We start from the raw sequence: 23,269 nt of genomic DNA, 5'->3' as shown, positions 1-23,269 counted from the left end.
GTATCGCCCACCATGTCGTCACGCGGCCACCGCCTCGCACTGCGCCTTGCCGAACAGCAGCCGATTGCGGATCGCGCCGATCGGCGTGCCGTTCTGGATCAACTCGAAATACCACGGACCGTCCTGCACGTCGCCATACAGCACCGCGCCGGCCAGGCGGCCCTGCTGCAGCACCAGGCGCTTGTAGATGCCACGGCGCGGGTCGCGCAGCACCAGGTCCTCGCTGTCCTCGCCGCCGACGATGTCGCCGGCCGAGTACAGCTCGACGCCGCTGACCTTCAGCCGCGTGGCGGTGGCCTGCTGGACATAGCGCCGGTGCCCGGCGCCGGCCAGATGCGCCGCGCAGACGCGGGCCTGATCCCAGATCGGTGCGACCAGTCCGAAGGTCGCCTGGCGGTGCTGCACGCATTCGCCGACGGCATAGATGCGCGGATCGTAGGTCTGCAGCGTGTCGTCGACGACGATCGCGCGCTCGCAATGCAGGCCGGCGGCGCGGGCGAGTTCGGCGTTCGGACGCACGCCGGCGGCCATCACGACGAGATCGGCCGGGATCTGCGTGCCGTCTGCCAGGCGCACGCCGGTAACCCGCGTCTCGCCGAGAATCTCGCTGGTATTGGCGCCGAGCAGGATCCGCAGGCCGCGCCGCTCCAGCGTGCGCTTGAGCAGGGCGGCGGCGTTGGCGTCCAGCTGTCGATCCATCAGCGCGTCGCCAAGATGCAGCACGGTGACGTCCATGCCCTGGCGCAGCAGGCCGTTGGCCGCCTCCAGCCCCAGCAGGCCGCCGCCGATCACCACGGCATGGCGATGCGCGCGCGCGGCGGCCAGCATCGTCTCGACATCCTGGATGTCGCGGAACGCGATCACGCCGTCGAGCGCGTGTCCGGGCACGGGCACGATGAACGGGCGCGAGCCCGTGGCCAGCAGCAGCCGGTCGTAACGGATCTCCTTGCCGGACCGCGAGCGCACCAGCCGGCGCGCGCGATCGATCGCCACGACCGGATCGCCGGCCAGCAGCGTGATGCCATGGCGCGCATACCACTCGCGCGGATGCAGCATGATGTCGTCGACCGTCTTTTCCCCGGCCAGCACCGGCGACAGCAGGATGCGGTTGTAGTTGCCGTGCGGCTCGGCGCCGAACACGGTGATGTCGTACAGATCGGGCGCGAGCGCCAGCAGCTCCTCGACGGTGCGCATGCCGGCCATGCCGTTGCCGACCACGACCAGGCGGGGCTTGTCGGTGTGGGTCATTCCGCCACCCATACCTTGCCGTCGTAGACTCGAGCGGGGTAGGCGTGCACCGAATGCTCCGGCGCCTCGAGGCATTCGCCGGTGCGCAGGTCGAAATGCTGCTTGTAGATCGGCGAGGCCACCACCAGCCGGTCGCCCAGGTTGCCCACCAGACCGCGCGAGAGTACCGCCGCATCGGCGTTCGGATCGTAGTTGTCGATCGCGAAGACCTGGTTGTCCGGCCCGACGCGGAACACCGCGATCTGACGGTGCCCGACCAGCGCGCAGACGCCGGTGTTCGGCACGATGTCGCGCAGCGCGCAGACCGCGGTCCATTGTTCGGAGGCGTGGGTGGCAAGCTGGCTCATGGATGACTCCTGGTACGGCTGGGTTTGGTACTTGTTCGGTACGCGTTCAATACTCGTCGTCCCCGCGAATGCGGGGACCCAGTGACTTCGAACGTGGACTGAAGACGCTGGGCCCCCGCTTCCGCGGGGGCGAAGACCGAGGCCATCACGCTACCGGGTCCGCCTCGGCGACCCGATCGATGCGCACCAGCGGCACCGCCACCGGGCGCTGCGCCGGCATGCCGCCGCCGGCCACGCGTTGCAGGTTCCTTTCCTCCGGCGTGGCCGGACGGATCTGGCCGCGTTCTTGTACGAACACGACATGCTCGTCCCCTCGCTCGCTGTTGACGAAATGGTGGAAACGCTGGCGCGTCTGCGGATCGGTGACGGCCTTCTTCCATTCGCATTCGTAGGTATCGACGACCAGCTGCATCTGTGCCTCGAGCTCGGCCGCGATGCCCAGGCTGTCGTCGACGACCACGGCCTTCAGATAGTCGAGGCCGCCTTCGAGGTTGTCGCGCCAGACGCTGGTGCGCTGCAGGCGGTCGGCGGTGCGCACGTAGAACATCAGCACGCGGTCGATGTAGCGGACCAGCGTATCGCGGTCCAGGTCGCTGGCGAGCAGCTCGGCATGGCGCGGCTTCATGCCGCCATTGCCGCAGACGTAGAGGTTCCAGCCCTTGTCGGTGGCGATCACGCCGATGTCCTTGCCCTGCGCCTCGGCGCATTCGCGCGTGCAGCCCGACACGCCGAACTTGATCTTGTGCGGCGCGCGCAGGCCCTTGTAGCGGTTCTCCAGCTCGATCGCGAGACCAACCGAATCGCCGACGCCATAGCGGCACCAGGTCGAGCCGACGCACGACTTCACGGTGCGCAGCGACTTGCCGTAGGCGTGGCCCGACTCGAAGCCGGCCGCGATCAGCTCTTCCCAGATCAAAGGCAGCTGTTCGACCCGCGCGCCGAACAGGTCCACGCGCTGGCCGCCGGTGATCTTGGTGTAGAGGCCGAACTTCTTGGCCACGCGGCCGACCGCGATCAGCCCGTCCGGCGTGACCTCGCCGCCCGGCATGCGAGGCACCACCGAATAGGTACCGTCCTTCTGGATATTGGCCAGGAAGTAGTCGTTCGAATCCTGCAGGCTCGCGTGCTCGGGTTTGAGCACGAACTCGTTCCAGCAGGAGGCCAGGATGCTGGCGACGGTGGGCTTGCAGATATCGCATCCGTGGCCCTTGCCGTGCGCGCCCAGCAGCGCGTCGAAGGTGCGGAAGCCGCCGACGCGGACCAGGTGATACAGCTCCTGGCGCGAGTAGGCGAAGTGCTCGCACAGGTGGTTGTTGACCACCAGCCCCTGCTTCTTCATCTCGGCCTTCATCAGCTGCGTGACCAGCGGCACGCAGCCGCCGCAGGCGGTGCCGGCCTTGGTGCAGGACTTCAGCGCGCCGATGCTGGTGGCGCCGTCACCGACCGCGGCGCAGATCTGGCCCTTGGAGACGTTGTTGCACGAGCAGATCTGCGCGCCGTCGGGCAGCGCATCGACGCCGAGGCCCGGCTTTGCCTTGCCGTCGGAGGACGGCAGGATCAGGAATTCGGGCGATTCCGGCAGCGGCATCCGGTTCAGCATCATCTGCAGCAGCGTGCCGTACTCGGCCGCATCGCCGACCAGCACGCCGCCGAGCAGGTAGGTGCCGCACTCGGACACCACCAGCTTCTTGTAGACCTCCTTGCGCTCGTCGGCGAACTGGTAGACGCGCGCGCCGGGGGTGCGACCGTGCGGGTCGCCGAGGCTGGCCACGTCCACGCCCATCAGCTTGAGCTTGGTGCTCATGTCGGCGCCGGTGAAGGCCGCCTCATCGCCGAGCAACTGGCTCGCGGTCACGCGGGCCATGTCGTAGCCAGGCGCGACCAGGCCGAAGATCTTGCCCTGCCACAGCGCGCATTCGCCGATCGCGAAGATGTCCGGATCGGAGGTGCGGCACTGGTCGTCGATCACGATGCCGCCGCGCTCGCCGATCGCAAGGCCCGCGGCGCGCGCCAGTTCGTCGCGCGGGCGGATGCCGGCCGAGAACACGATCATGTCGGTGTCCAGGTGCGTGCCGTCGGCGAAGCGCATCCGGTGCGTGCCGTCCTCGCCGTCGACGATCTCGACGGTGTTCTTGCCGGTATGCGCGGTGACGCCCAGCGCCGCGATCTTCCGCCGCAGCATCTGGCCGCCGGCATCGTCGACCTGCACCGCCATCAGCCGCGGCGCGAATTCGACCACATGGGCCTGCAGGCCCATGTCGTGCAGCGCCTTGGCGCATTCGAGGCCGAGCAGGCCGCCGCCGACCACCACGCCGGTGCGCGAGCGCGCGCCACATTCGCGCATCGCTTCCAGATCCTCGATGGTGCGGTAGACGAAGCAGTCGGCGCGATCGCGGCCGGGCACCGGCGGCACGAACGGGTAGGAACCGGTCGCCAGCACCAGCTTGTCGTAGTGCAGCGTCTCGCCGGTCGAGACGGTGACCGTGCGCGCGGTCCGGTCGATCGCGGTAGCGCGCGCGTTCAGCCGCAGCGCGAAGCCGGTCTCGTCGAAGAAGCCCGGCTCGACCAGCGACAGGTCGTCGGCGCTCTTGCCTGCGAAGAATTCGGACAGGTGAACGCGGTCATAGGCGGGGCGCGGTTCCTCGCACAGCACGGTGACCTGCAGGTTGGCGCCGCTTTCTTCGCGTGCCTGCGCCAGGCATTCGAGCAGTTTGTGGCCGACCATGCCGTGGCCGATGATGACGAGCTTCATGATGCGTTCCTTGTTCGTGGGCGCCTGCGTGGGCATCTCGTGGTGCGTTGTTGTCGGCAGTGGGGCAGGCGGTATTGGCTAGCTGGCGAGCGCGTTCTCGAGCAGTGCCTGTTCGCGGGCCTTGTGCTCCGCGGAGAAGCGCACCGCCACCGCGCACAGCGCCGACAGCACCACCAGCACGCCGAGCACCATCAGGGTCTGCTGCAGGCTGCCCAGGCCCTTCATCAGCAGGCCGGCGGCGACCGCGCCGACATTGCCGCCCGCGCCGATGATTCCGGACACGCCGCCCAGCGCCTTGCGGTCGATGAACGGCACCAGCGCATAGGTCGCGCCGCAGGCCATGTGCGTGAACAGGCCGAAGGCCAGCATCGCGATCACCGCCAGCACGACCGAATTCGATTGCGAGAACCACAGCAGGCCAAGACCCTCGCCTAGCATCAGCACGAACAGCAGCGTGGTGCGAGCGCTCAGGCCGTGCGTGCGCGCAACCCTGTCCGAGGCCCAGCCTCCCAGCGCGCGGGCGAACAGCGCCAGCAGGCCGAAGCTCGCCGCGGCCAGGCCCGCGGCCTTCAGCGACAGTTCGAACTTGTCGACGAAGTACATCGCGGCGACGTTGTGGATGAAGATCTCGACGCCGAAGCAGGCGCCGTACGTCACGAACAGCAGCCATACCCGGTAGTTGGCGCTGGCGGCGACGAAGCTGGCCCAGCCGCCTTTCTTGCCGCCGTCGATGGCGACGCCGCGCGCGCGCAGATCGGCGTAGTTGCCCTGCGGGCAGTCCTGCGTGAAGCGCCAGTACAGCGCGGCCATCAGCAGCATCGCAACGCCGGGAACCAGCAGCGCGACCCGCCAGCCCATCGTCTCGCTGACGCCGAGCATCAGCACGCCGGCCAGCAGCAGCGGCATCAGGCCCTGGGCCGCGCCGCCGCCGGCATTGCCCCAGCCGGCGGACGCGGCATTGGCGGTGCCGACGACGTTCGGCGCGAACATCACCGAGGTGTGGTACTGCGTGATCACGAAGCTCGCGCCGATCGCGCCGATCAGCAGCCGGAAAAACAGGAAGGCCTCGTAGGTCTGCGCCATCGCCACGCCCAGCACCGGAATCGAGCCGAGCACCAGCAGGCCGGTATAGGCCTTGCGCGGCCCATAGCGGTCGCACAGCGGGCCGATGATCAGCCGCACCAGGATCGTCACGGCGACGGCCGCGATATTGATGTTGGCGACCTGATCGGGCGTCAGTCCGAACTCGCCGCGCAGCATCGGCATCAGCGGCGCGCAGGCGAACCAGGCGAAGAAGCAGACGAAGAACGCCATCCACGTCATATGGAAGGCGCGCATCTGTGGCGTGCGGAAGGTGAACAGCGCGATGCGGGTCGCTTTGCTTTCCGCGCTGGAATTCAGGCTTGCATCCGGGCTGAGGGTCGCTGCCATGCTGGCTCCAAGAAAACAAAAGGCGTCCCGAGAGCCGATGCAGGCGATGCGATCGGTTCAGGGGACGCCGTTGTCCTGACGCCGGCGGTGAAGACCGCCGACGCGCTGTGTGTCTGGAGCGGGCCGCCGTTGGTCCGCTCGCGTCACAATTCAGCAAGCGGCATGCCAGCGGGTTTTGTGCTGTTCGATGCGGATACGACGCTGCGGCAGCGCGGCAAAGATCACGCGATGCGCGCTGTTGGGGCGGGGCGGCACGACGATGGTGCGCCGCAATGCGCGGCGGCGGTGCGCGGGGTCAGCCGGCGCTGGCGAGGTCTGGCGCGCCAGGGGTGACGTCCGCTTGCGGGGAGGAGGGCGAAGCGTTGGACTGGTCCAGCCGGGCCGGCATCGCATGACGCGATCGCACGGTCTTCAGTTCGTTCAAAGGCACTTCGTTGCCAGCCTCGTCGACCAACGCGGCATGGACCTTGAGACCACTGGTGGCCGAGCGCACCTCCACCAGGCCGCAGCCATCCCTCAGATGGCGGTCGCCCCACTGCATCAAGCCAATCAGCACGGGCAGCAGTTCGACGGCGGCGCGCGTAGGCCGGTAGGCGAAGCGCTCCCGCGCCCCCGGCTCGCGGTAGCTGACCCGCCGGAGCAGCCCGGCCTCGGTCAGCGTCTTGAGCCGGGCGGACAGCACGGCCGGCGAGCATTGGAGCCGGGACAGGAAGTCGTCAAAGCGGCTGACGCCGCTCAGCACGTCGCGAAGGATCAGCATCGACCATTTCTCGCCGATCAGAGCGAGCGTGCCGGCGATCGAACAATGACGGAGGTCTTCGGAGGTCGGTTCCATGATCGCAGCATAGCAGGCTGACTTCATTTGCAAAAGTCAGGATCTCGCCTATACTCTGGCTACGATAAATGAAGTCAGGATGCCAGCCATGCCCGCCGTCTTGCGTGCCGCCGAGATCGCTCCCTTCCTGTTTGCCAGGCCCCTGGCCTTCGGCGACTTTCCGCAGACCTGGACCGTCAAGGGTGGCCAGATGCTGACGGCGCGCGCCGTACGTCTCGATGACTTCGTCCGCCAGCGGGCCTTCGTCGACGGCCTGTCGCGCGAGAGCCGCTACTACCGCTTCCTGACCGGTGGGTTGGTGTCGGACGACTTGATCGGGCAGTTCGTCCGCAGCCGCTCCGCGCTTGTGGTCACGGCCCGCGGCGATGGCGATGGCGGCGGCGAGGAAATCATCGTCGCCAATGGGGAATACGCGGTGGGGGAAGCGGGCGTCGCCGAACTTGCCCTCGTCGTCACCGACCGCTGGCAGGGGCGCGGCATCGGCCGCCGGCTGGTGCAGACCTTGGTGCAGGGCGCCAGCGCGCAACGCCTGCGTGCGCTGCGGGGTGAGGTATTGAGCGAGAACCGCCGGATGCTGGCGATCCTGCGCGAGCACGGTTTCTCGGTGCGGCTGCATCCGGACGACGCGTTACTGCACGAGGCCACGCTGACGCTGAATCCGCCGGCCCGGCACGCCACCGAGTGGCTGCCGGAGAACTGGTTCTCGATGCGCTGAGCCGCGGCGGCGTGTTCAGCCTTCAGCGCTTTCGGGGCCTTCAGCGAGGATCTGCCGGATCGCCTGTTCGAACGCTTCCGCCGGCTGACCGCCGGTGACCAGATAGCGATCGTTGAAGATGATCGACGGCACCGATTGGATGCCCATCGACTGGTATTCCCGTTCCTCGGCGCGGACCTCGTCGGCATAGTCGCCGTTCTCGAGCACGCGGCGCGCCGCGGCACCATCGAGGCCCGCCGATTGCGCCGCCTCGACCAGCACGCCATGGTCGCTCGGATCCTTGCCGTCGCCATGATAGGCCTGCAGAAGCGCCAGCTTCAGCGGCAACTGCCTGCCTTGGAGCCGGGCCCAATGCAGCAGGCGATGCGCGTCGAAGGTGTTGTAGACGCGCTCGCGCGGACCGAACGAGAACCCGACGTCGGCGCCGCGCTCCCGGATCATCGCCTGCGTCTCAGCGATCTGCGCCGGCGTGCGGCCGTACTTCTTGCCCAGATAAGTGACGATGGCCTCGCCACCGGGTCCCATGTCGGGGTTCAGTTCAAACGGGTGCAGCACGACCCGGGCATCGACCTCGTCGCCAAGACGGGACAGCGCCAATTGCAGCGAGGAAAGGCCGATCGCACACCAGGGGCAGGCGATGTCGGAGACGAAATCGATTTTCAGCGGTTGGGGTTGGGGCATGTGGGGATTCCTGACAGAGGGATTGGATCCGAACGACGGTCGGAATCTTCAATTGGAGCGCGACAGGGTAGCGTGAATATCCGGACCCTGCAGGAGCGGCTCGCATGGAGCCATTCAGGTGCTGCTCCAACCCTGGACCTTCGCGGGAGGCGCAATCAAGCGCAATTCCAATGGTTGCTGCGTCTGTTCTGCTCGTGCAACGGCAAGCTCGCGCCAAGCCTTGGCGATGGCTTGGTACTGTACTTTTAGCGCTGCAGCACACCAGAAGTCATAAGGATCCTTCGCTAGTTGTTCCTCTGTTTCCCGGGCAACCGCAATCAAAGCCTTTACATGCTGTTCAAGAAATTCCGCGCTCACAATGCGATCTCCACGAATCCTTTCGCTGTAATCCGATCATGGCAAAAACCAAAAACGCCAGACCAGTAAGCCTCTCGCTGGAAACGGTCGCCGCTCCAGGGTCCCTCCATAAAAAAATCCAGCCCAAACTCACTGTCTACATGGTTCTTGTCGATTAGCGGCGCAAGGAGTTCTTTTGTACCCTCCGTCATCTCGCCATCCACTCGGGGATTCCAAAGGATGCAATCGACGTCACGGGGGCCGGGTTTTTCCGTGGCGAACGACCCGTCGAGCCAGAGTGTTGCCTTGACACCGAGGGACTGAAGCTTCTTTATCCAGGCTTCCAACCGAAGATACAACTCTCGCCGCCGCCCGTCGCGCGGGAACCGTTCCACCGCGACGGCGCGAAAGTCCGAAAGCGTGATCCTGTGACGGCCGGGAGGCCACAACGGCGGATAGTCCTGCTTGGGCACGGTTTGGTCCCTTACCAGCGAGTGTCTGGGAGTTCGCCCGGTTGGGCACGGTTTGTCCAGACGGAGCCATTTGCAACCCCTTCATTAGAGAAGGGAGGTCACGAATATACTGTGCATCCATACAGCTAGTGCGGCGCATCGGGACAAAAGCGAACAAGAATGCCGATTCGCAAAACTACCGACCTTCACCCTCCGGCGTCCGCTACTAGACGACCGGTCTAATTCTGGTATCATCGACCCCATGCCACCCTCCACCACCGCTGACGTCCGCCAGCACATCCTCGACACGGCCAAGCCGATCATGCTCCGCAAGGGATTTTCGGCGGTGGGGCTGAACGAGATCTTGCAGGCCGCAGGGGTGCCAAAGGGCTCGTTCTATCACTATTTCGGCTCCAAGGAAGCGTTCGGCGAGGCCTTGCTCGAATCCTATTTCACCGACTATCTGACGCACCTGGAGCAAATGCTGGTGCGCGGAGAGGGCGATCACGGCCAGCGGCTGTTGCGCTACTGGAACGTGTGGCAGAACGCGCAGAATGCGGACGACCCGGAGGGCAAGTGCCTGGCGGTGAAGCTTGGCGCAGAGGTGTGCGACCTGTCGCAGGCGATGCGCGGCGTGCTGGAACGCGGCACCGGGCAGATCGTGCAGCGGTTGGGCGCCTGTATCGAGGCGGCCTTGCGCGATGGCTCGCTGCGTGGGATCGACGATCCGTACGAACTGGCGGCCACGCTGTACCAGTTGTGGCTCGGCGCCACGCTGTTGGGGAAATTCCGGCAGGACGGCAAGCCGTTCGCGCTGGCGATGGCCGCGACGCGGCAATTGTTGAAGCTGTCGTAGCAGAGCACGGCTGGCGGAAAGACACCGCCAGTGGCGACGCGGAAGGCGCGTCGTTTTTTTTGGTTTCGTTACTAGACGACCGGTCTAATTCCCGGTGGCCGTTCGATTGAACCGACAAGGATTCGCATCATGAAACTGCTGATCGTACTGACCTCGCATGACCGTCTTGGTGACACCGGCCAGAAGACCGGCTTCTGGCTGGAGGAACTGGCGGCGCCGTACTACGTGTTCCGCGACCAGGGCGTCGATATCACGTTGGCCTCGCCGCTAGGCGGACAGCCGCCGCTGGATCCGAAGAGCAGCGACCCGGCCTCGCAGACCGACGCCACCCGGCGTTTCGAGGCCGATGCCGAGGCGCGCGCCGCGCTGGCATCGACGCGCAAGCTGGCCGACGTGTCGATCGACGATTTCGACGCGGTGTTCTACCCGGGCGGCCACGGGCCGCTGTGGGACCTTGCCGAAGACCGGCACTCGATCGCGCTGATCGAACGCGCCGTTGCCACCGGCAAGCCGGTCGCGGCGGTGTGCCACGCGCCGGGCGTCCTGCGCCATGTCAAGGGACCGGACGGCAAGCCGCTGGTCCAGGGCAAGACGGTGACGGGCTTTGCCAATACCGAGGAAGCGGCGGTCGGCCTGACCGACGTGGTGCCGTTCCTGGTCGAGGACATGTTGACGGCCCATGGCGGCCGCTACGAAAAGGCCGCGGATTGGCAGCCGTATGCCGTCACCGACGGCCTGCTGATCACCGGTCAGAATCCGGCCTCCTCGGAGGCGGTCGCGCACGCGCTGCTCGGCGCCGTGGCGGCACGGGACCATTGAGCCCGCCGCGCGCTGCCGCCTTGCCACCTTGCCACTTGGCTTTACCCGCTGTTTCGATCTCACTGAAGGAAAACGATAGATGTCCGCGCTGTTCCAACCGTTCCAACTGAAAGATGTCACGCTGCGCAACCGGATCGCGGTGCCGCCGATGTGCCAGTACGTCGCCGAGGATGGTGTCATCAACGACTGGCACAAGGTGCACCTGGCCGGCATCGCGCGCGGCGGCGCCGGTCTGGTGATCGCCGAGGCCACCGCCGTCTCGCCGGAAGGCCGCATTACCCCGGGATGCGCCGGGCTGTGGAATGACAAGCAGGCCGAGGCCTTCGCCCCCGTGGTCGGTGCCATCAAGGCCGCTGGCGCGGTGCCTGGCATCCAGATCGGCCACGCGGGACGCAAGGCGAGCGCGAACCGGCCGTGGGAAGGCGATGACCACATTGCCGAAGGCGATCCGCGCGGCTGGCAGACGATCGCGCCTTCGGCGATCCCCTTCGGTGCCGGCCTGCCCAAGGTGCCGCGCGCGATGACGCTGGACGATATCGCCCGCGTCCGCGCGGACTTCGTCGCGGCCGCCGAGCGGGCGCGCGACCTCGGCATCGAATGGCTGGAATTGCATTTCGCGCATGGCTATCTGGCGCAGAGCTTCTTCTCGCCCCACTCCAACCAGCGCGACGACGCCTACGGCGGCTCCGCGGAAAACCGTGGCCGCTTCCTGGTCGAGACGCTGACGGCGGTGCGCAAGGTCTGGCCCGAGCGCCTGCCGCTGACCGCGCGTTTTGGCGTGATCGAATACGACGGCCGCGACGAGGAAACGCTGAGCGAAGCCATCGCGCTGACGCAGCGGCTCAAGCAGGAAGGGCTGGACATGCTCAGCGTCAGCGTCGGCTTTTCGACGCCGCAGGCGAACATTCCGTGGGGTCCGGCATTCCTCGCGCCGGTGGCCGAGCGGGTCCGTCGCGAGACCGGCCTGCCGGTGGCTTCGGCCTGGGGCATCGATACGCCGCAGCTCGCCGAACGCGTCGTCGCCCAGCAGCAGCTGGATCTGGTGATGGTCGGTCGCGCCCATCTGGCCGATCCGCATTGGCCGTACCACGCAGCCAAGGCGCTCGGCGTGGACCGCCCTTCGTGGACCCTGCCCGCGCCGTACGCGCACTGGCTCGAGCGCTACAAGGTCGCCTGAGCGTGACCAAGGCCCCGTCACGGCGGGGCGTCGCGCGTGCTCAAGCGGCGGTGCCTGTGCCGCGCGCGTCCGTCTTGGCCGGGCGGCGCGCACCGGCCGTCGCGGTACAGCCAATTGAAGCGACGATGATGCAGCCGATCGCCAGCCATTGCGTGGCGCTCAGCTGCTCGTGCAACATCACCAGGCCCGCCAACGCACCCATCGCCGGCTCCATGCTGAGCAGGATGCCGAAGGTCCGCCGCGGCAGCCGCTTGAGCGCGACCATCTCCAGCGAATAGGGAATCGCGCTGGACAGCACGCCGACGGCCAACCCCGCCAGCAGCAACGGCGGGCTGAACAGTGCCGTGCCCGCATGGGCGAGGCCAAACGGGAATACCACCAACGACGCCATCAGCAAGCCTAGCGAAGTCGCCTGGCCCCCATGCGCATTGCCGGCGCGCTGGCCGAAGATGATATAGAGCGCCCAACCGACCCCGGCGGCGAGCGCGTAGCCGATGCCGACGGGATCGAGATTGTCGGCGTGCTCCCGCAACGGCAGCAGCAACAGCAGTCCCGCCACCGCGAAGGCGATCCAGACGAAATCGAGCGCGCGCCGCGACGAGGCGATGGCCACGGCCAGCGGCCCCGTGAACTCGATCGCAATCGCCAGCCCGAGCGGCACGGTCCGCAACGACATGTAGAACATCAGATTGGTCGCACCCAGCGCCGCGCCGTACAGCGCAATGGCGCGCGCATCGGCCCCCTTCAGCGGCCACCGCCACGGCCGCCACGCCACCAGCAGGATCAGCGCGGAAAACCCGACCCGCAGCGCGGTGGTGCCCTGCGCGCCGACCGCATCGAACAGGCTTTTGGCAAACGACGTGCCGACGCACAGCGATGCCATCGATCCCATCAGGGCGAGCACGGCGAGCAGGGTGGAGCGGTCTTGGGACGATGCGGAGGACACGATTTCTTGTTGTTCAACTCGGCCGGCGAGCCGAGGCCTGGAACGATGCCGGCACGGAATAGGAAAGCCGCAAGTGTAGTGGAAGGTGGGGTGCGGGGCACACCGCGGGATGGGTGGAGTCTGGTTGCGCGGAACGACGCTGATCCGCTACCGGGGCAATTCACTTGGGGCCACGGCTACTGCGCCTCCGCGCTCCCGGCCGGCCCCGGCTGCGTTTCCCCGTTTTGTTCGATCTGCCTGGCCTTGCGCATCCCGCGCAGATTGAGTGCGGCCAGCGCGAACTGCAGCACCACCAGCGCATAGGCGCTGGTGTGCAGGCCCCAGATGACCCACAGTGCGTTGCTCAGCAGGAAGACCCAGAAGCCAACCTTACGGCGCGTGGCGACTCGCGAACCGATCAGCCAGGTGGCCGCGACGGTGATGGCCATCGCGGGCCATTGCAGCATGTCGATCCAGTCCATCGCCTCTCCCGGTTGCGTGTCGGCCCATGCGGTCCAAACGTGGACCAGCATAGGCCGGGGCGGCGATCGCAGGACACCGGCGTCGGGCCGCATCGGCTGTCAGCCGATTCCGACACCGGCGCCTTTGGCGGCAGCGGTCAGCTGGCGAAGGTGACGTAGCCCTCGGGCGAGATCGGCCAGGCGGGGTTGTGGGCCACCTCCCACAGATGCCCGTCCGGATCGGCGAAATAGCCGGAATAACCGCCCCACGACAAGGCGCGCGCCGGCGACACCAGTGTCGCGCCGCTGGCGACGGCCTTGGCGATCAGCCGGTCGACTTCCTCGGGCGATTCGACGTTGTGGCCCAGCGCCGAGCCGCGCGCGCCCGGGCTGGATGGGCCATGGATTTCCGCTTCGAACGAGCTTTGGGTCCACAAGCCGACGATCAATCCGTTGAACTGGAAGAACGCGATATCGCCGTTGTCGAATACCGGCGACCAGCCCAGTCCACCGCAATAGAACGCCTTGGCGCGGTCGAGATCGGCGACGGGCAGGGTAACGACGGAGATGCTTTGTTTCATGATGGCCTCGCTGAATGGGCGGACCGGCATGCCGATGCGGCAGCCGGACCAGCGTCGAACGAAAGGCTTCGCCGCAAGAAGCGGGCAGGGATCGAGGCGGCAGGCGAAGTAGACGCGCGCGACCCCGCCCGCTCGGATGCAGGCGAAGGTCGCGGGTCGGCGGGCGCCGACAGAACTCCGGGAACCGGAGCGGGCGGACTAACCGATACCGCCGCTGTCTTTTTCGACGGTGCGATTGTAGCGCTGGCGGGTGGCATCACAGGCAAAACCTGCTTGCCTTTGTCTGCAATGTCAGGGCTTCGGCGTGGCTTTACATTTGCCGACCTCGTGCCTTAAATGTTCCGCACCAGCGCCCTCCGCCGATCCCGCCTCCCACCCTCATCCCTCGCAGGTCGCAGACCGATCGATCCGGGCACACATACCACGTGATGGCCATCACCGTGCCACCGCGCGGCCTCCAGGCCGGACAGCCTGTCGAGGACGCTGCGTCAAGAGCAAGACGAGAGGTGCGCCATGACCAGTGTGACCAGGGAAACCATCGACCAGTGGAAGTCGGGGATGCGGGGAGCGGTATTGCAGGCCGACGATCCGGGTTATGAAGAAGCGAGAAAGGTGTGGAATGCCACGGTGGATTGCCGGCCGACCGCGATCGCGCGCTGCGCCGGCGCCGCCGACGTGATCAGCGCGATCGGGTTTGCGACAAGACATGGCATGCGCGCGGCGGTGCGGGGCGGCGGCCACAATATCGCCGGCACCGCCGTCTGCGACGAGGGACTGGTGCTCGATTTATCGGGGATGCGATCGGTCGTGGTCGATCCGCAGGCACGGGTCGCATGGGTCGAGCCAGGTGCGACGCTGGCCGATTTCGATCATGAGGCGCAAGCCTTCGGGCTGGCGACGCCGCTGGGCATCAACTCGACGACCGGCGTCGCGGGCCTGACGCTGGGCGGCGGTTTCGGCTGGATCAGCCGCAAGTACGGCACGACGGTGGACAACCTGCTCGGTGCGCACATGGTGACGGCCGACGGAAGACACCACCGTGTCGATGCCGACAACGATCCCGATCTGTTCTGGGCCATCCGCGGCGGTGGGGGCAATTTCGGCGTGGTCACGCAGTTCGAGTTCGAGCTGCATCCGGTCGGACCTGAAATCTACGGCGGCCTGGTGGTCTATCCGTTCGAACAGGCGGCACAGGTGCTGCCGCGCTATCGGGAGTTCATGGATTCGGCGCCGGACGACGTGACGGTATGGTCGGTGTTCCGCCTCGCGCCGCCGCTGCCCTTCCTGCCGCCCGAGGTGCACGGCAAACCGGTGATGGTGCTGGCCTGCTGCCATATCGGCCCCTCGGCGCAAGGTGCCGACGCCATCGCACCGATCCGCGAATTCGGCCAGCCCTATGGCGAGCATCTTGGGCCCATGCCCTATGCCGCCTGGCAGAAGGCCTTCGATCCGCTGCTGACGCCGGGGGCGCGCAACTACTGGAAGTCGCACAATTTCGCGCGGCTCGACGACGGCATGCTGGCCGTGCTGGAAGACGGGCTGGCGACGTTGCCGTCGCCGGAATGCGAAATCTTCATCGGTGCGCTGGGCGGGCGGGTCGGCCGCGTGCCGGTCGACGCCACGGCCTACGCGCATCGCGACGCCAACTTCGTGATGAACATCCACGGCCGCTGGCAGCAGCCCGCCGACGACAAGCGCTGCATCCAGTGGACGCGCGGCCTGTTCGATGCGCTGACGCCATTCGCGCTGGGCAGCGTCTACGTGAACTTCCTGACGCAGGACGAGACCACGCGGGTCGACGCCGCCTATGGCGCCAACTACGCGCGGCTGGCGCAGATCAAGCGCGAATACGATCCGGACAATCTGTTCCGCGGCAATCAGAACATCCGTCCGGCGCAGTAACGCCGTCGCGCCATTCCGGCACGCAACGCCGCCCGGTGGCGCGGCCTAGGCCGTCGCCACCTGTGGCGGCCGCGGCCGCGTCGCCACGGCGAACGCGATCTGCGCGAGGCCCGCGGCCAGGCCCAGCGATACGCCGACCTGCCATGCCAGCGTGTAGGAGCCGAGCGCGTCGAACAGCAGGCCGCCGCCGAAAGCGCCGACGAAGCTGCCGATCTGGTGGCTGAAGAAGGCCACGCCGCCCAGCATCGCTTGCCAGCGCAGCCCGAAGGTCTCCGCGATCCAGCCCGCCACCAGCGGCGCCACGCCGAGCCACAGGAAGCCCATCACCGCGGCGAACAGCAGCGTGCTCTCCGGCGTCGGCGCCGACGAGAAATACCAGATCAGTGCCAGCGAGCGCAGCGTGTAGATGCCGCCGAGCAGCAGCAGCTTGTTGACGCGCCCGCCGGCCCAGCCGAAGAACAGGCTGCCGAGCACGTTGAAGCCGCCGATCACGCCGAGCGCCTGCGCACTCAGCATCGCGTCCATGCCGCAGACATCGAGATAGGACGGCAGGTGCGTGGTCAGGAAGACCAGCTGCATGCCGCAGACGAAGTACGCCATCGCCATCACCAGGAAGGGAGCATGGCGCAGCGCCGTGCCCAGCGCCTGGCGGGCGTTCTGCTCGATGCCGCTCGGCGACACGGGCGCCGGCAGCCGGTCGACCCGGCCGGCGAACCACGCGGCTGGCAGCATCGCCAGCGCCAGCACGACGAAGGCGACCATGCCGACACGCCAGCCGTAGCCTTGCGCGACCACCTGTCCAATCGGCGCGGCGATCAGTGCCCCCAGCGAGCCCGCGGCCGACACGATGCCGAGCACCGTGCTGCGCAGCGTCGGCGAGATCGGCCGGGCGGCGACCGCCATCGCGATCGCGCTGCCGGTGCAGGCCATCGAGGCGCCAATGGCGACGCCGGCGCCAAGCGTGACGCCGAGCATGCCTTGCGCCCCGGCCAGCAAGGCGAGCCCGAGCACATAGAGCGCGGCGCCGCTCATCATCAGCGGGCGGAATCCGATCCGCACCGCCCAGGCGCCGGCGATCGGCTGCAACAGGCCCCAGGCGAGGTTCTGCACCGCGATCGCCGCGGTGAAGTCCGATACCGAGATGCCGATATCGCGCGTCAGCGGCGGCATGAAGATGCCCAGGCTTTGGCGCAGGCCCATCGCCAGGCTCAGCATCACGGAGGCGCCGATCAGGATCGGCAGGGCGGGGCGCAACTCGCTGAGCAGCGAGGGAGTCAGGCGGGAGGAAGGCACGGCGAGGCTGTCTCGAAGAGATTTGTCGTTATGGGTATGGGGGACTGCGGTGCCGCAAGGGCTTGCGGCGCGGCGGCGCGAGGCGGCGTGCGGGGCATGTCCAGGGACGACCGAGCGTAAGTCCGTCCGTTCGGGGGTGTCAATTTTTCTCAAAGACGGACCGCGGCGGCCGGATCGTGGAACCGGCGCGGGGGGCGCGTGCGGCATGGAAATTGCAGCCGCCGCTCGGACATGACCACCACGCTGCCCGATTCCGTCCGCCGCCTGCTGCGCGAGCGCTTCGACATCCAGCGCCTGCGCCCCGGCCAGGCCGAAGTCATCGACAGCGTGCTCAAGGGGCACGACACGCTGGCGGTGATGCCGACTGGCAGCGGCAAGTCGCTGTGCTACCAGGTACCGGCGCTGTGCCTGGACGGCCTGACGGTCGTCGTCTCGCCGCTGATCTCGCTGATGCAGGACCAGGCCGAGAAACTGGAAGGGCTCGAGCTGGACCCGGCGGTCGTCAACAGCGCCGTCGGCGATGCCGCCGCCGATGCGGCGCTGGACAGCGTGGCTCGCCGCGACGAGCGGATCGTGCTGACCACGCCGGAACAGCTGCAGGACCCCGAGGTCATCGCGTCGATCCAGCGCAATCGCATCGCGTTGCTGGTCGTCGACGAAGCGCACTGCATCTCGCAATGGGGACATGACTTCCGTCCGGCGTATCTCGGCATCCCTGACGCGGTCCGTGCGCTCGGACGGCCGCCGGTGCTTGCGCTGACGGCGACCGCCACCGACGCGCTGATCCACGATATCGCCGCGCAGCTGGACCTGCAGTCGCTGTGCGTGGTGAAGGCCGGCCTGTACCGGCCCAATCTGATCTATGCGGTCCAGCATGTCGCCGGCGACGACGAGCGGCTGGCGCAGGTGCGCAGCCTCGTCGCGCGCGAGAAAGGCGCCGGCATCGTCTATACGGCCACGGTTCGCGAAGCCGAGCGGCTGCATGCGGGCCTGAAGGAGGCCGGGCAGCAGGTCGCGCTCTATCACGGCCGCTGCACGGCCGGGCAGCGCCGCGACAGCCAGGCCGCCTTCATGACCGGTGAATGCCGCGTGATGGTCGCCACCAATGCGTTCGGCATGGGCATCGACAAGCCCGACGTCCGCTTTATCGTCCACGCCCAGCTGCCGGGCAGCCTCGACGCCTACTATCAGGAGACCGGCCGTGCCGGCCGCGACGGCGAGCCGGCGCGCTGCACGCTGCTGCATGACGAACGCGACAAGCGGGTGCAGCAGTTCTTCCTGTCGAATCGCTATCCCAGTGCCGATACGCTCGAGCAGATCGTCGCAGAGATGCGGGACATCGATGCCGCCGAACCGCTGTCGCTCGACGCGCTGCATCAACGGCTGCCGAACGTGGCGAGGCGCAAGCTGCAGGTCGCGCTGACGATGCTGTGCGAGGCGGAAATCGCGCGCCGCCACAAGGACGGCCGCTACAGCCGGCAGCCGGGCAAGAACGATGCGCAGGCGGTGCAAACCATCGCGGCCCAGTACGCCGAACGCAGCGGCAAGGACCGCGCCACGCTCGAGGCGATGCTGCACTACGCGCGCAGCGGCAGCTGCCGCTGGGCGATGCTGCTGGAGTACTACGGCGAACATGGCGGCCCGGAACGCTGCGGCACCTGCGACAGCTGCGTGCGGGCGGCCGAGGCGGCGCGCCATCCGGTCGAACCGCTGCCCGAATCGAAAGCCGGCGCGAGCGCGCCGCGTTTCGCCGAAGGCGACAAGGTGCGCGCCCGCCGCCATGGCGTCGGCACCGTGGTGGCGACCACGCGCGAACGCGTCGATGTGCGCTTTCCTGATGGCGCGATCCGCCGCTTCGTGCCGCGCTATCTGAAGCGCGAGGCTATGCCTGCGGGCCGTACCACGGATAGCTGACGAAACCGTCAGCCTGGCGCCAGCGCCGTGACCGGCATGGACGGATAGCATCGGTGCCGCCCGATGTTCTCCGATGCCGCCATGCCTGCCGACCCTGTCTTCAACACCTCCCGTTCCCTGTCATTCGCGGCAACGCCCGCGATCGCGCTGGTCCTGCTGACGGCATTGACGCTTGCCGCCTGCGGCAGGCAGGATGCCCCCGCCGCTGCCCGCACTCCCGAGGTCGCCTATGTCACGCTGCAGCCCCAGCCGGTGGCGCTCAGCACCGAACTGCCCGGCCGCACCGTGGCCTACCGCGTCGCCGAGGTTCGGCCGCAGGTCGACGGCATCATCCTGAAGCGGCTGTTCAAGGAAGGCAGCGAGGTCCGGCAGGGCCAGCAGCTGTACCAGATCGATCCGTCCACCTACCAGGCCGCGCACGCCAGCGCCGCCGCGACGCTGGAGTCGGCCCGGCAGACCGCACAGCGCTACGAGCGGCTGGCACGCGAGCGGGCGGTCAGCCAGCAGGAATACGAGCAGGCGCGAGCGGCCTGGCTGACCGCGCAGGCGGCGGTGGACCGCGCCGCGATCGACCTGCGCTACACCCGGGTGCTGGCGCCGATCTCCGGGCGCATCGGCCGCTCCTTCGCCAGCGAGGGCGCGCTCGCCACCAACGGCCAGGCCAACGCGCTGGCCACCGTGCAGCAGCTCGATCCGATCTATGTCGATGTCACGCAGCCCTCGTCCGCGCTGCTGGGCCTGCGCCGCGATCTCGCGGCCGGTCGTCTGGAAGCGGCGGGGGAGAACGCGGCCCGCGTGCGGCTGATCCTCGAAGACGGCAGCGAGTACACCGAGCCGGGCCGGCTCGAGTTCACCGAGGTGGCGGTGGACACCGGCACTGGTTCGGTGACCTTGCGCGCGGTGTTTCCGAATCCGCGGCACGAGCTGCTGCCCGGCATGTTCGTGCGCGCGCGGATGCAGCAGGGCGTGCGGCCCGCCGCGATGCTGGCGCCGCAACGCGGCGTGACGCGCGACGCGAAGGGGCAGGCCACGGCGCTGCTGGTCAATGCGAACGACGAGGTCGAACTGCGCCGGATCGACGCCGAACGCGTGATCGGCGACAACTGGCTGGTCAGCGCGGGCCTGCAACCGGGCGAGCGCCTGATCGTCGATGGGCTGCAGTTCGTGCGGCCGGGCATGAAGGTGCGTGCGCTGCCGCTGGCGGGGGCAGCGCCGGCCAGCGCGCCCGCCTCCGCAGTCGCGGCCCCCCCGGCGCGCGCCGCCGTTTCGCAGCGTTGAACGGAGCGCCCCGATGTCCCGCTTCTTTATCGAACGCCCGATCTTCGCCTGGGTCATCGCGCTGGTGATCATGCTGGCGGGCGCGCTGTCGATCGGCGCGTTGCCGGTCAGCCAGTATCCGGCCATCGCGCCGCCGACCATCGCGATCCAGGTCAACTACCCCGGCGCCTCGGCGCAGACCGTGCAGGACACCGTGGTGCAGGTCATCGAGCAGCAGCTCAATGGGCTGGACCGCCTGCGCTACATCTCCTCCGAGAGCAACGGCGACGGCAACATGACCATCACCGTCACGTTCGAGCAGGGCACCAATCCGGACATCGCGCAGGTGCAGGTCCAGAACAAGCTGCAGCTCGCCACGCCGCTGCTGCCGCAGGAGGTGCAGCAGCAGGGCATCCGCGTGACCAAGTCGGTGCGCAACTTCCTGATGATCGTCGGCGTGGTGTCGAGCGACGGCAGCATGACGCGCGAGGACCTCGCCAACTACATCGTGTCGAACATCCAGGATCCGCTGTCGCGCACGCCGGGCGTCGGCGACTTCCAGGTGTTCGGCGCGCAGTACGCAATGCGGATCTGGCTCGATCCGGCGAGGCTGACCGCGTATCAGCTGACGCCGTCGGACGTCCGCGCCGCGATCCAGGCGCAGAACGTGCAGGTGGCCTCCGGCCAGCTGGGTGGGCTGCCGTCGGTCGCCGGCCAGCAGCTGAACGCGACGGTGGTGGGCAAGACGCGCCTGCAGACGCCCGAGCAGTTCCGCGAGATCCTGCTCAAGGTCAACGGCGACGGCTCGCAGGTCCGGCTCAAGGACGTGGCCGAGGTCGGCTTCGGCGGCCAGGACTACAACATCAATGCCCAGTACAACGGCCGCCCGGCTTCCGGCATCGCGATCCGGCTCGCCACCGGCGCCAACGCCCTCGATACCGCCAAGGCGATCCGCGCGACGCTGGGCGAGCTGGAGCCGTTCTTCCCGGCGGGCATGCAGGTGGTCTATCCGTACGACACCACGCCGGTGATCTCCGCGTCGATCGAAGGCGTCGTGCGCACGCTGCTCGAAGCCGTGGTGCTGGTGTTCCTGGTGATGTATCTGTTCCTGCAGAACGTGCGCGCCACGCTGATTCCGACCATTGCGGTGCCGGTGGTGCTGCTTGGCACCTTCGGCGTGCTGGCGGCGTTCGGCTATTCGATCAATACGCTGACGATGTTTGGCATGGTGCTGGCCATCGGACTGCTGGTCGACGATGCCATCGTGGTCGTGGAGAACGTCGAGCGGCTGATGGCCGAGGAAGGACTGCCGCCGAAGGAGGCGGCGCGCCGTTCGATGGGCCAGATCCAGGGCGCGCTGATCGGCATCGCGCTGGTGTTGTCCGCGGTGTTCCTGCCGATGGCGTTTTTCGGCGGCTCCACTGGGGTCATCTATCGGCAGTTCTCGATCACGATCGTGTCCGCGATGGTGCTGTCGGTGCTGGTCGCGCTGGTGCTGACGCCGGCGCTGTGCGCGACCATGCTGCGCCCGCTGCCGCAGCACGGTCATGAACATGGGCACGGCGCGGCGAAACGCGGCCCGCTGGGCTGGTTCAACCGCGGCTTCGAGGCGGCCACGCGCGGCTACGAACGCGGCGTGGTGGCGGTGCTCAAACGGCGCGGCCGCTACTTCGCCGTCTACCTGCTGATCCTGGCGCTGGCCGCATGGATGTTCACGCGGATTCCGACCTCGTTCCTGCCGGACGAGGACCAGGGCGTGCTGTTCGCCCAGGTGCAGACGCCGCCCGGCGCGTCGGCGCAGCGCACGCAGCAGGTGCTGGACCGGCTGCGCGAGTATCTGCTGCAGGAAGAGGGCGGCGTGGTGCAGTCGCTGTTTACCGTCAACGGCTTCAACTTCGCCGGCCGCGGCCAGAGCTCCGGCTTTGCCTTCGTGCTGCTCAAGCCATGGCACGAACGCATCGGCGAGGCGACCAGCGTGTTCGATCTCGCCCGGCGCGCGCAGGCGCGGTTCAGCGGCATGCGCGATGCGATGGCCTTCGCCTTCGTGCCGCCGGCCGTGATGGAGCTCGGCAATGCGACCGGCTTCGACGTCTATCTGCAGGACCGTGCCGGTGTCGGGCGCGAGGTATTGATGCAGGCGCGCGACCGCTTTCTGCAGCTCGCGGCCCAACGTCCCGAATTGCAGCGGGTACGGATGAACGGCCTGAACGACGAGCCGCAATATCGGCTGGAGATCGACGACGAGAAGGCGCGCGCGCTCGGTGTGTCGCTGGCCGAGATCAACAGCACGGTGTCGATCGCCTGGGGCTCGAGCTATGTCAACGACTTCATCGACCAGGGCCGCGTCAAGCGCGTCTATCTGCAGGGCCGCCCCGATGCGCGAATGCATCCCGACGACCTCGCCAAATGGTTCGTGCGCAACGACCGCGGCGCGATGGTGCCCTTCACCGCGTTTGCCAGCGGCAGCTGGGGCCATGGCTCGCCCAAGCTGCAGCGCTACAACGGCGTCGCGGCAATCCAGATCCTGGGCGAGCCGGCGCCGGGCCACAGCTCCGGCGAAGCGATGGCCGCGGTCGAGGCCATCATGGCGCAGATGCCGGCCGGCGTCGGCTATTCGTGGAGCGGGCTGTCGTACGAGGAGCGGCTGTCCGGCGCGCAGGCCCCGGCGCTGTATGCGCTGTCGCTGCTGGTGGTGTTCCTGTGCCTGGCTGCGCTGTACGAGAGCTGGACCATTCCGTTCTCGGTGATGCTGGTCGTGCCGCTGGGCATCGTCGGTGCGCTGGCGGCGACGCTGTCGCGCGGGCTGCCCAACGACGTGTTCTTCCAGGTCGGCCTGCTGACGACGATGGGGCTGTCGGCCAAGAACGCGATCCTGATCGTCGAATTCGCCAAGGCGCTGCACGATCAGGGCAAGGGCATCGTCGAGGCCGCGATCGAGGCAAGCCGGATGCGTTTGCGGCCCATCGGGATGACCTCGCTGGCCTTCGTGCTGGGCGTGGTGCCGCTGGCCACGTCGGTCGGCGCGGGTTCGGGCAGCCAGCATGCGATCGGCACCGGCGTGATCGGCGGGATGATCACCGCGACGGTGCTGGCAATCTTCTGGGTACCGCTGTTCTATGTCGCGGTGCATCGCTGGTTCGGCGGAAAGTACGCCCAGCGGACCAGCGAAGCGTCGGCAAAGACCGCGTGAAGAACCTTACCGGCCGGGTATTTGTTACTCACGGGTCCGGTGCCCGGGCGCGAGCCGATGCCGGCGGCACAGGCCTTGCTCCGGCCGCAGGCGCGTC

General features: G+C 67.8%; 20 protein-coding genes. 8 read left to right on the top strand and 12 right to left on the bottom strand.

Annotation, left to right across the window (positions count from 1 at the left end):
- Positions 1 to 18 precede the first annotated feature (18 nt).
- The 5 genes from M1D55_RS07800 to M1D55_RS07780 all read right to left on the bottom strand — a co-directional run bounded on the left by M1D55_RS07800 (position 19) and on the right by M1D55_RS07780 (position 6,640).
- The gene (locus tag M1D55_RS07800; RefSeq protein ID WP_456280583.1) at positions 19 to 1,248 is read right to left on the bottom strand and encodes an NAD(P)/FAD-dependent oxidoreductase; all 1,230 of its coding nucleotides are present in this window, start codon (positions 1,246 to 1,248) and stop codon (positions 19 to 21) included.
- A complete protein-coding gene (gene nirD / locus M1D55_RS07795) occupies positions 1,245 to 1,595 on the bottom strand; it encodes a nitrite reductase small subunit NirD (protein ID WP_456280582.1) in 351 nt (116 codons plus the stop codon). Before nirD ends, M1D55_RS07800 begins: the two co-directional genes overlap by 4 nt.
- Before the next feature lie 145 nt (positions 1,596 to 1,740).
- Complete coding sequence (gene nirB / locus M1D55_RS07790) at positions 1,741 to 4,347, bottom strand: nitrite reductase large subunit NirB (RefSeq protein WP_456280581.1); 2,607 nt, start codon at positions 4,345 to 4,347, stop codon at positions 1,741 to 1,743.
- 78 nt (positions 4,348 to 4,425) lie between these two features.
- Positions 4,426 to 5,778: an MFS transporter gene (locus M1D55_RS07785; RefSeq protein ID WP_456280580.1), complete on the bottom strand. Its 1,353-nt coding sequence runs from the start codon at positions 5,776 to 5,778 to the stop codon at positions 4,426 to 4,428.
- Between the two features lie 295 nt (positions 5,779 to 6,073).
- Positions 6,074 to 6,640, bottom strand: a complete 567-nt coding sequence (locus tag M1D55_RS07780; protein ID WP_023264380.1) for a winged helix-turn-helix transcriptional regulator — start codon at positions 6,638 to 6,640, stop codon at positions 6,074 to 6,076.
- A gap of 61 nt (positions 6,641 to 6,701) precedes the next feature.
- On the opposite strand from M1D55_RS07780, the gene M1D55_RS07775 reads away from it, so the two are divergent.
- Entirely contained in the window at positions 6,702 to 7,328 is a 627-nt protein-coding gene (locus M1D55_RS07775; protein ID WP_456280579.1) for an N-acetyltransferase family protein, read from the top strand.
- A gap of 15 nt (positions 7,329 to 7,343) precedes the next feature.
- On the opposite strand, the gene M1D55_RS07770 is transcribed toward M1D55_RS07775, so the two are convergent.
- The 3 genes from M1D55_RS07770 to M1D55_RS07760 form a co-directional block, all read right to left on the bottom strand.
- The gene (locus M1D55_RS07770) at positions 7,344 to 8,009 is read right to left on the bottom strand and encodes a DsbA family oxidoreductase (RefSeq protein ID WP_456280578.1); all 666 of its coding nucleotides are present in this window, start codon (positions 8,007 to 8,009) and stop codon (positions 7,344 to 7,346) included.
- 114 nt (positions 8,010 to 8,123) lie between these two features.
- On the bottom strand, positions 8,124 to 8,366 hold the full coding sequence (locus tag M1D55_RS07765; protein WP_156526538.1) for a hypothetical protein: 243 nt from the start codon (positions 8,364 to 8,366) through the stop codon (positions 8,124 to 8,126).
- Positions 8,363 to 8,818: a DUF6932 family protein gene (locus M1D55_RS07760; RefSeq protein ID WP_156526539.1), complete on the bottom strand. Its 456-nt coding sequence runs from the start codon at positions 8,816 to 8,818 to the stop codon at positions 8,363 to 8,365. Before M1D55_RS07760 ends, M1D55_RS07765 begins: the two co-directional genes overlap by 4 nt.
- Before the next feature lie 241 nt (positions 8,819 to 9,059).
- On the opposite strand from M1D55_RS07760, the gene M1D55_RS07755 reads away from it, so the two are divergent.
- From M1D55_RS07755 to M1D55_RS07745, 3 genes are all read left to right on the top strand, one after another.
- A complete protein-coding gene (locus M1D55_RS07755) occupies positions 9,060 to 9,653 on the top strand; it encodes a TetR/AcrR family transcriptional regulator (RefSeq protein WP_064576313.1) in 594 nt (197 codons plus the stop codon).
- 129 nt (positions 9,654 to 9,782) lie between these two features.
- The gene (locus M1D55_RS07750; protein ID WP_456280577.1) at positions 9,783 to 10,472 is read left to right on the top strand and encodes a type 1 glutamine amidotransferase domain-containing protein; all 690 of its coding nucleotides are present in this window, start codon (positions 9,783 to 9,785) and stop codon (positions 10,470 to 10,472) included.
- Between the two features lie 79 nt (positions 10,473 to 10,551).
- Entirely contained in the window at positions 10,552 to 11,649 is a 1,098-nt protein-coding gene (locus M1D55_RS07745; RefSeq protein WP_456280576.1) for an NADH:flavin oxidoreductase/NADH oxidase, read from the top strand.
- Positions 11,650 to 11,689: 40 nt separating this feature from the next.
- Here the strand turns inward: M1D55_RS07745 and M1D55_RS07740 are convergent, their stop codons facing one another.
- The 3 genes from M1D55_RS07740 to M1D55_RS07730 all read right to left on the bottom strand — a co-directional run bounded on the left by M1D55_RS07740 (position 11,690) and on the right by M1D55_RS07730 (position 13,616).
- Positions 11,690 to 12,541 (bottom strand): EamA family transporter, encoded by an 852-nt coding sequence (locus M1D55_RS07740; RefSeq protein WP_052511374.1) that lies wholly within the window; start codon positions 12,539 to 12,541, stop codon positions 11,690 to 11,692.
- 230 nt (positions 12,542 to 12,771) lie between these two features.
- The gene (locus M1D55_RS07735) at positions 12,772 to 13,056 is read right to left on the bottom strand and encodes a hypothetical protein (RefSeq protein ID WP_456280575.1); all 285 of its coding nucleotides are present in this window, start codon (positions 13,054 to 13,056) and stop codon (positions 12,772 to 12,774) included.
- A gap of 137 nt (positions 13,057 to 13,193) precedes the next feature.
- Positions 13,194 to 13,616: a VOC family protein gene (locus tag M1D55_RS07730; RefSeq protein WP_043439785.1), complete on the bottom strand. Its 423-nt coding sequence runs from the start codon at positions 13,614 to 13,616 to the stop codon at positions 13,194 to 13,196.
- Between the two features lie 513 nt (positions 13,617 to 14,129).
- On the opposite strand from M1D55_RS07730, the gene M1D55_RS07725 reads away from it, so the two are divergent.
- Positions 14,130 to 15,518 (top strand): FAD-binding oxidoreductase, encoded by a 1,389-nt coding sequence (locus tag M1D55_RS07725; RefSeq protein WP_456280574.1) that lies wholly within the window; start codon positions 14,130 to 14,132, stop codon positions 15,516 to 15,518.
- Positions 15,519 to 15,563: 45 nt separating this feature from the next.
- Here the strand turns inward: M1D55_RS07725 and M1D55_RS07720 are convergent, their stop codons facing one another.
- The gene (locus M1D55_RS07720) at positions 15,564 to 16,733 is read right to left on the bottom strand and encodes an MFS transporter (protein ID WP_156526544.1); all 1,170 of its coding nucleotides are present in this window, start codon (positions 16,731 to 16,733) and stop codon (positions 15,564 to 15,566) included.
- A gap of 309 nt (positions 16,734 to 17,042) precedes the next feature.
- Here M1D55_RS07720 and M1D55_RS07715 point away from each other — a divergent pair, with 309 nt between their 5' ends.
- From M1D55_RS07715 to M1D55_RS07705, 3 genes are all read left to right on the top strand, one after another.
- Entirely contained in the window at positions 17,043 to 18,725 is a 1,683-nt protein-coding gene (locus M1D55_RS07715; protein WP_456280573.1) for a RecQ family ATP-dependent DNA helicase, read from the top strand.
- Positions 18,726 to 18,806: 81 nt separating this feature from the next.
- Positions 18,807 to 20,003, top strand: a complete 1,197-nt coding sequence (locus M1D55_RS07710) for an efflux RND transporter periplasmic adaptor subunit (RefSeq protein ID WP_456280572.1) — start codon at positions 18,807 to 18,809, stop codon at positions 20,001 to 20,003.
- Positions 20,004 to 20,016: 13 nt separating this feature from the next.
- Positions 20,017 to 23,172 carry an efflux RND transporter permease subunit gene (locus M1D55_RS07705; protein ID WP_456280571.1) on the top strand — a complete coding sequence of 1,052 codons (3,156 nt, stop codon included), beginning with the start codon at positions 20,017 to 20,019 and terminating at the stop codon, positions 23,170 to 23,172.
- The last annotated feature ends 97 nt before the right edge of the window (positions 23,173 to 23,269 follow it).

The sequence above is a fragment of the Cupriavidus sp. JZ107 genome, from assembly GCF_053903255.1.
The sequence above is the reverse complement of the archived record's forward strand: the minus strand, read 5'-3'. Positions and strand labels throughout refer to the sequence as shown.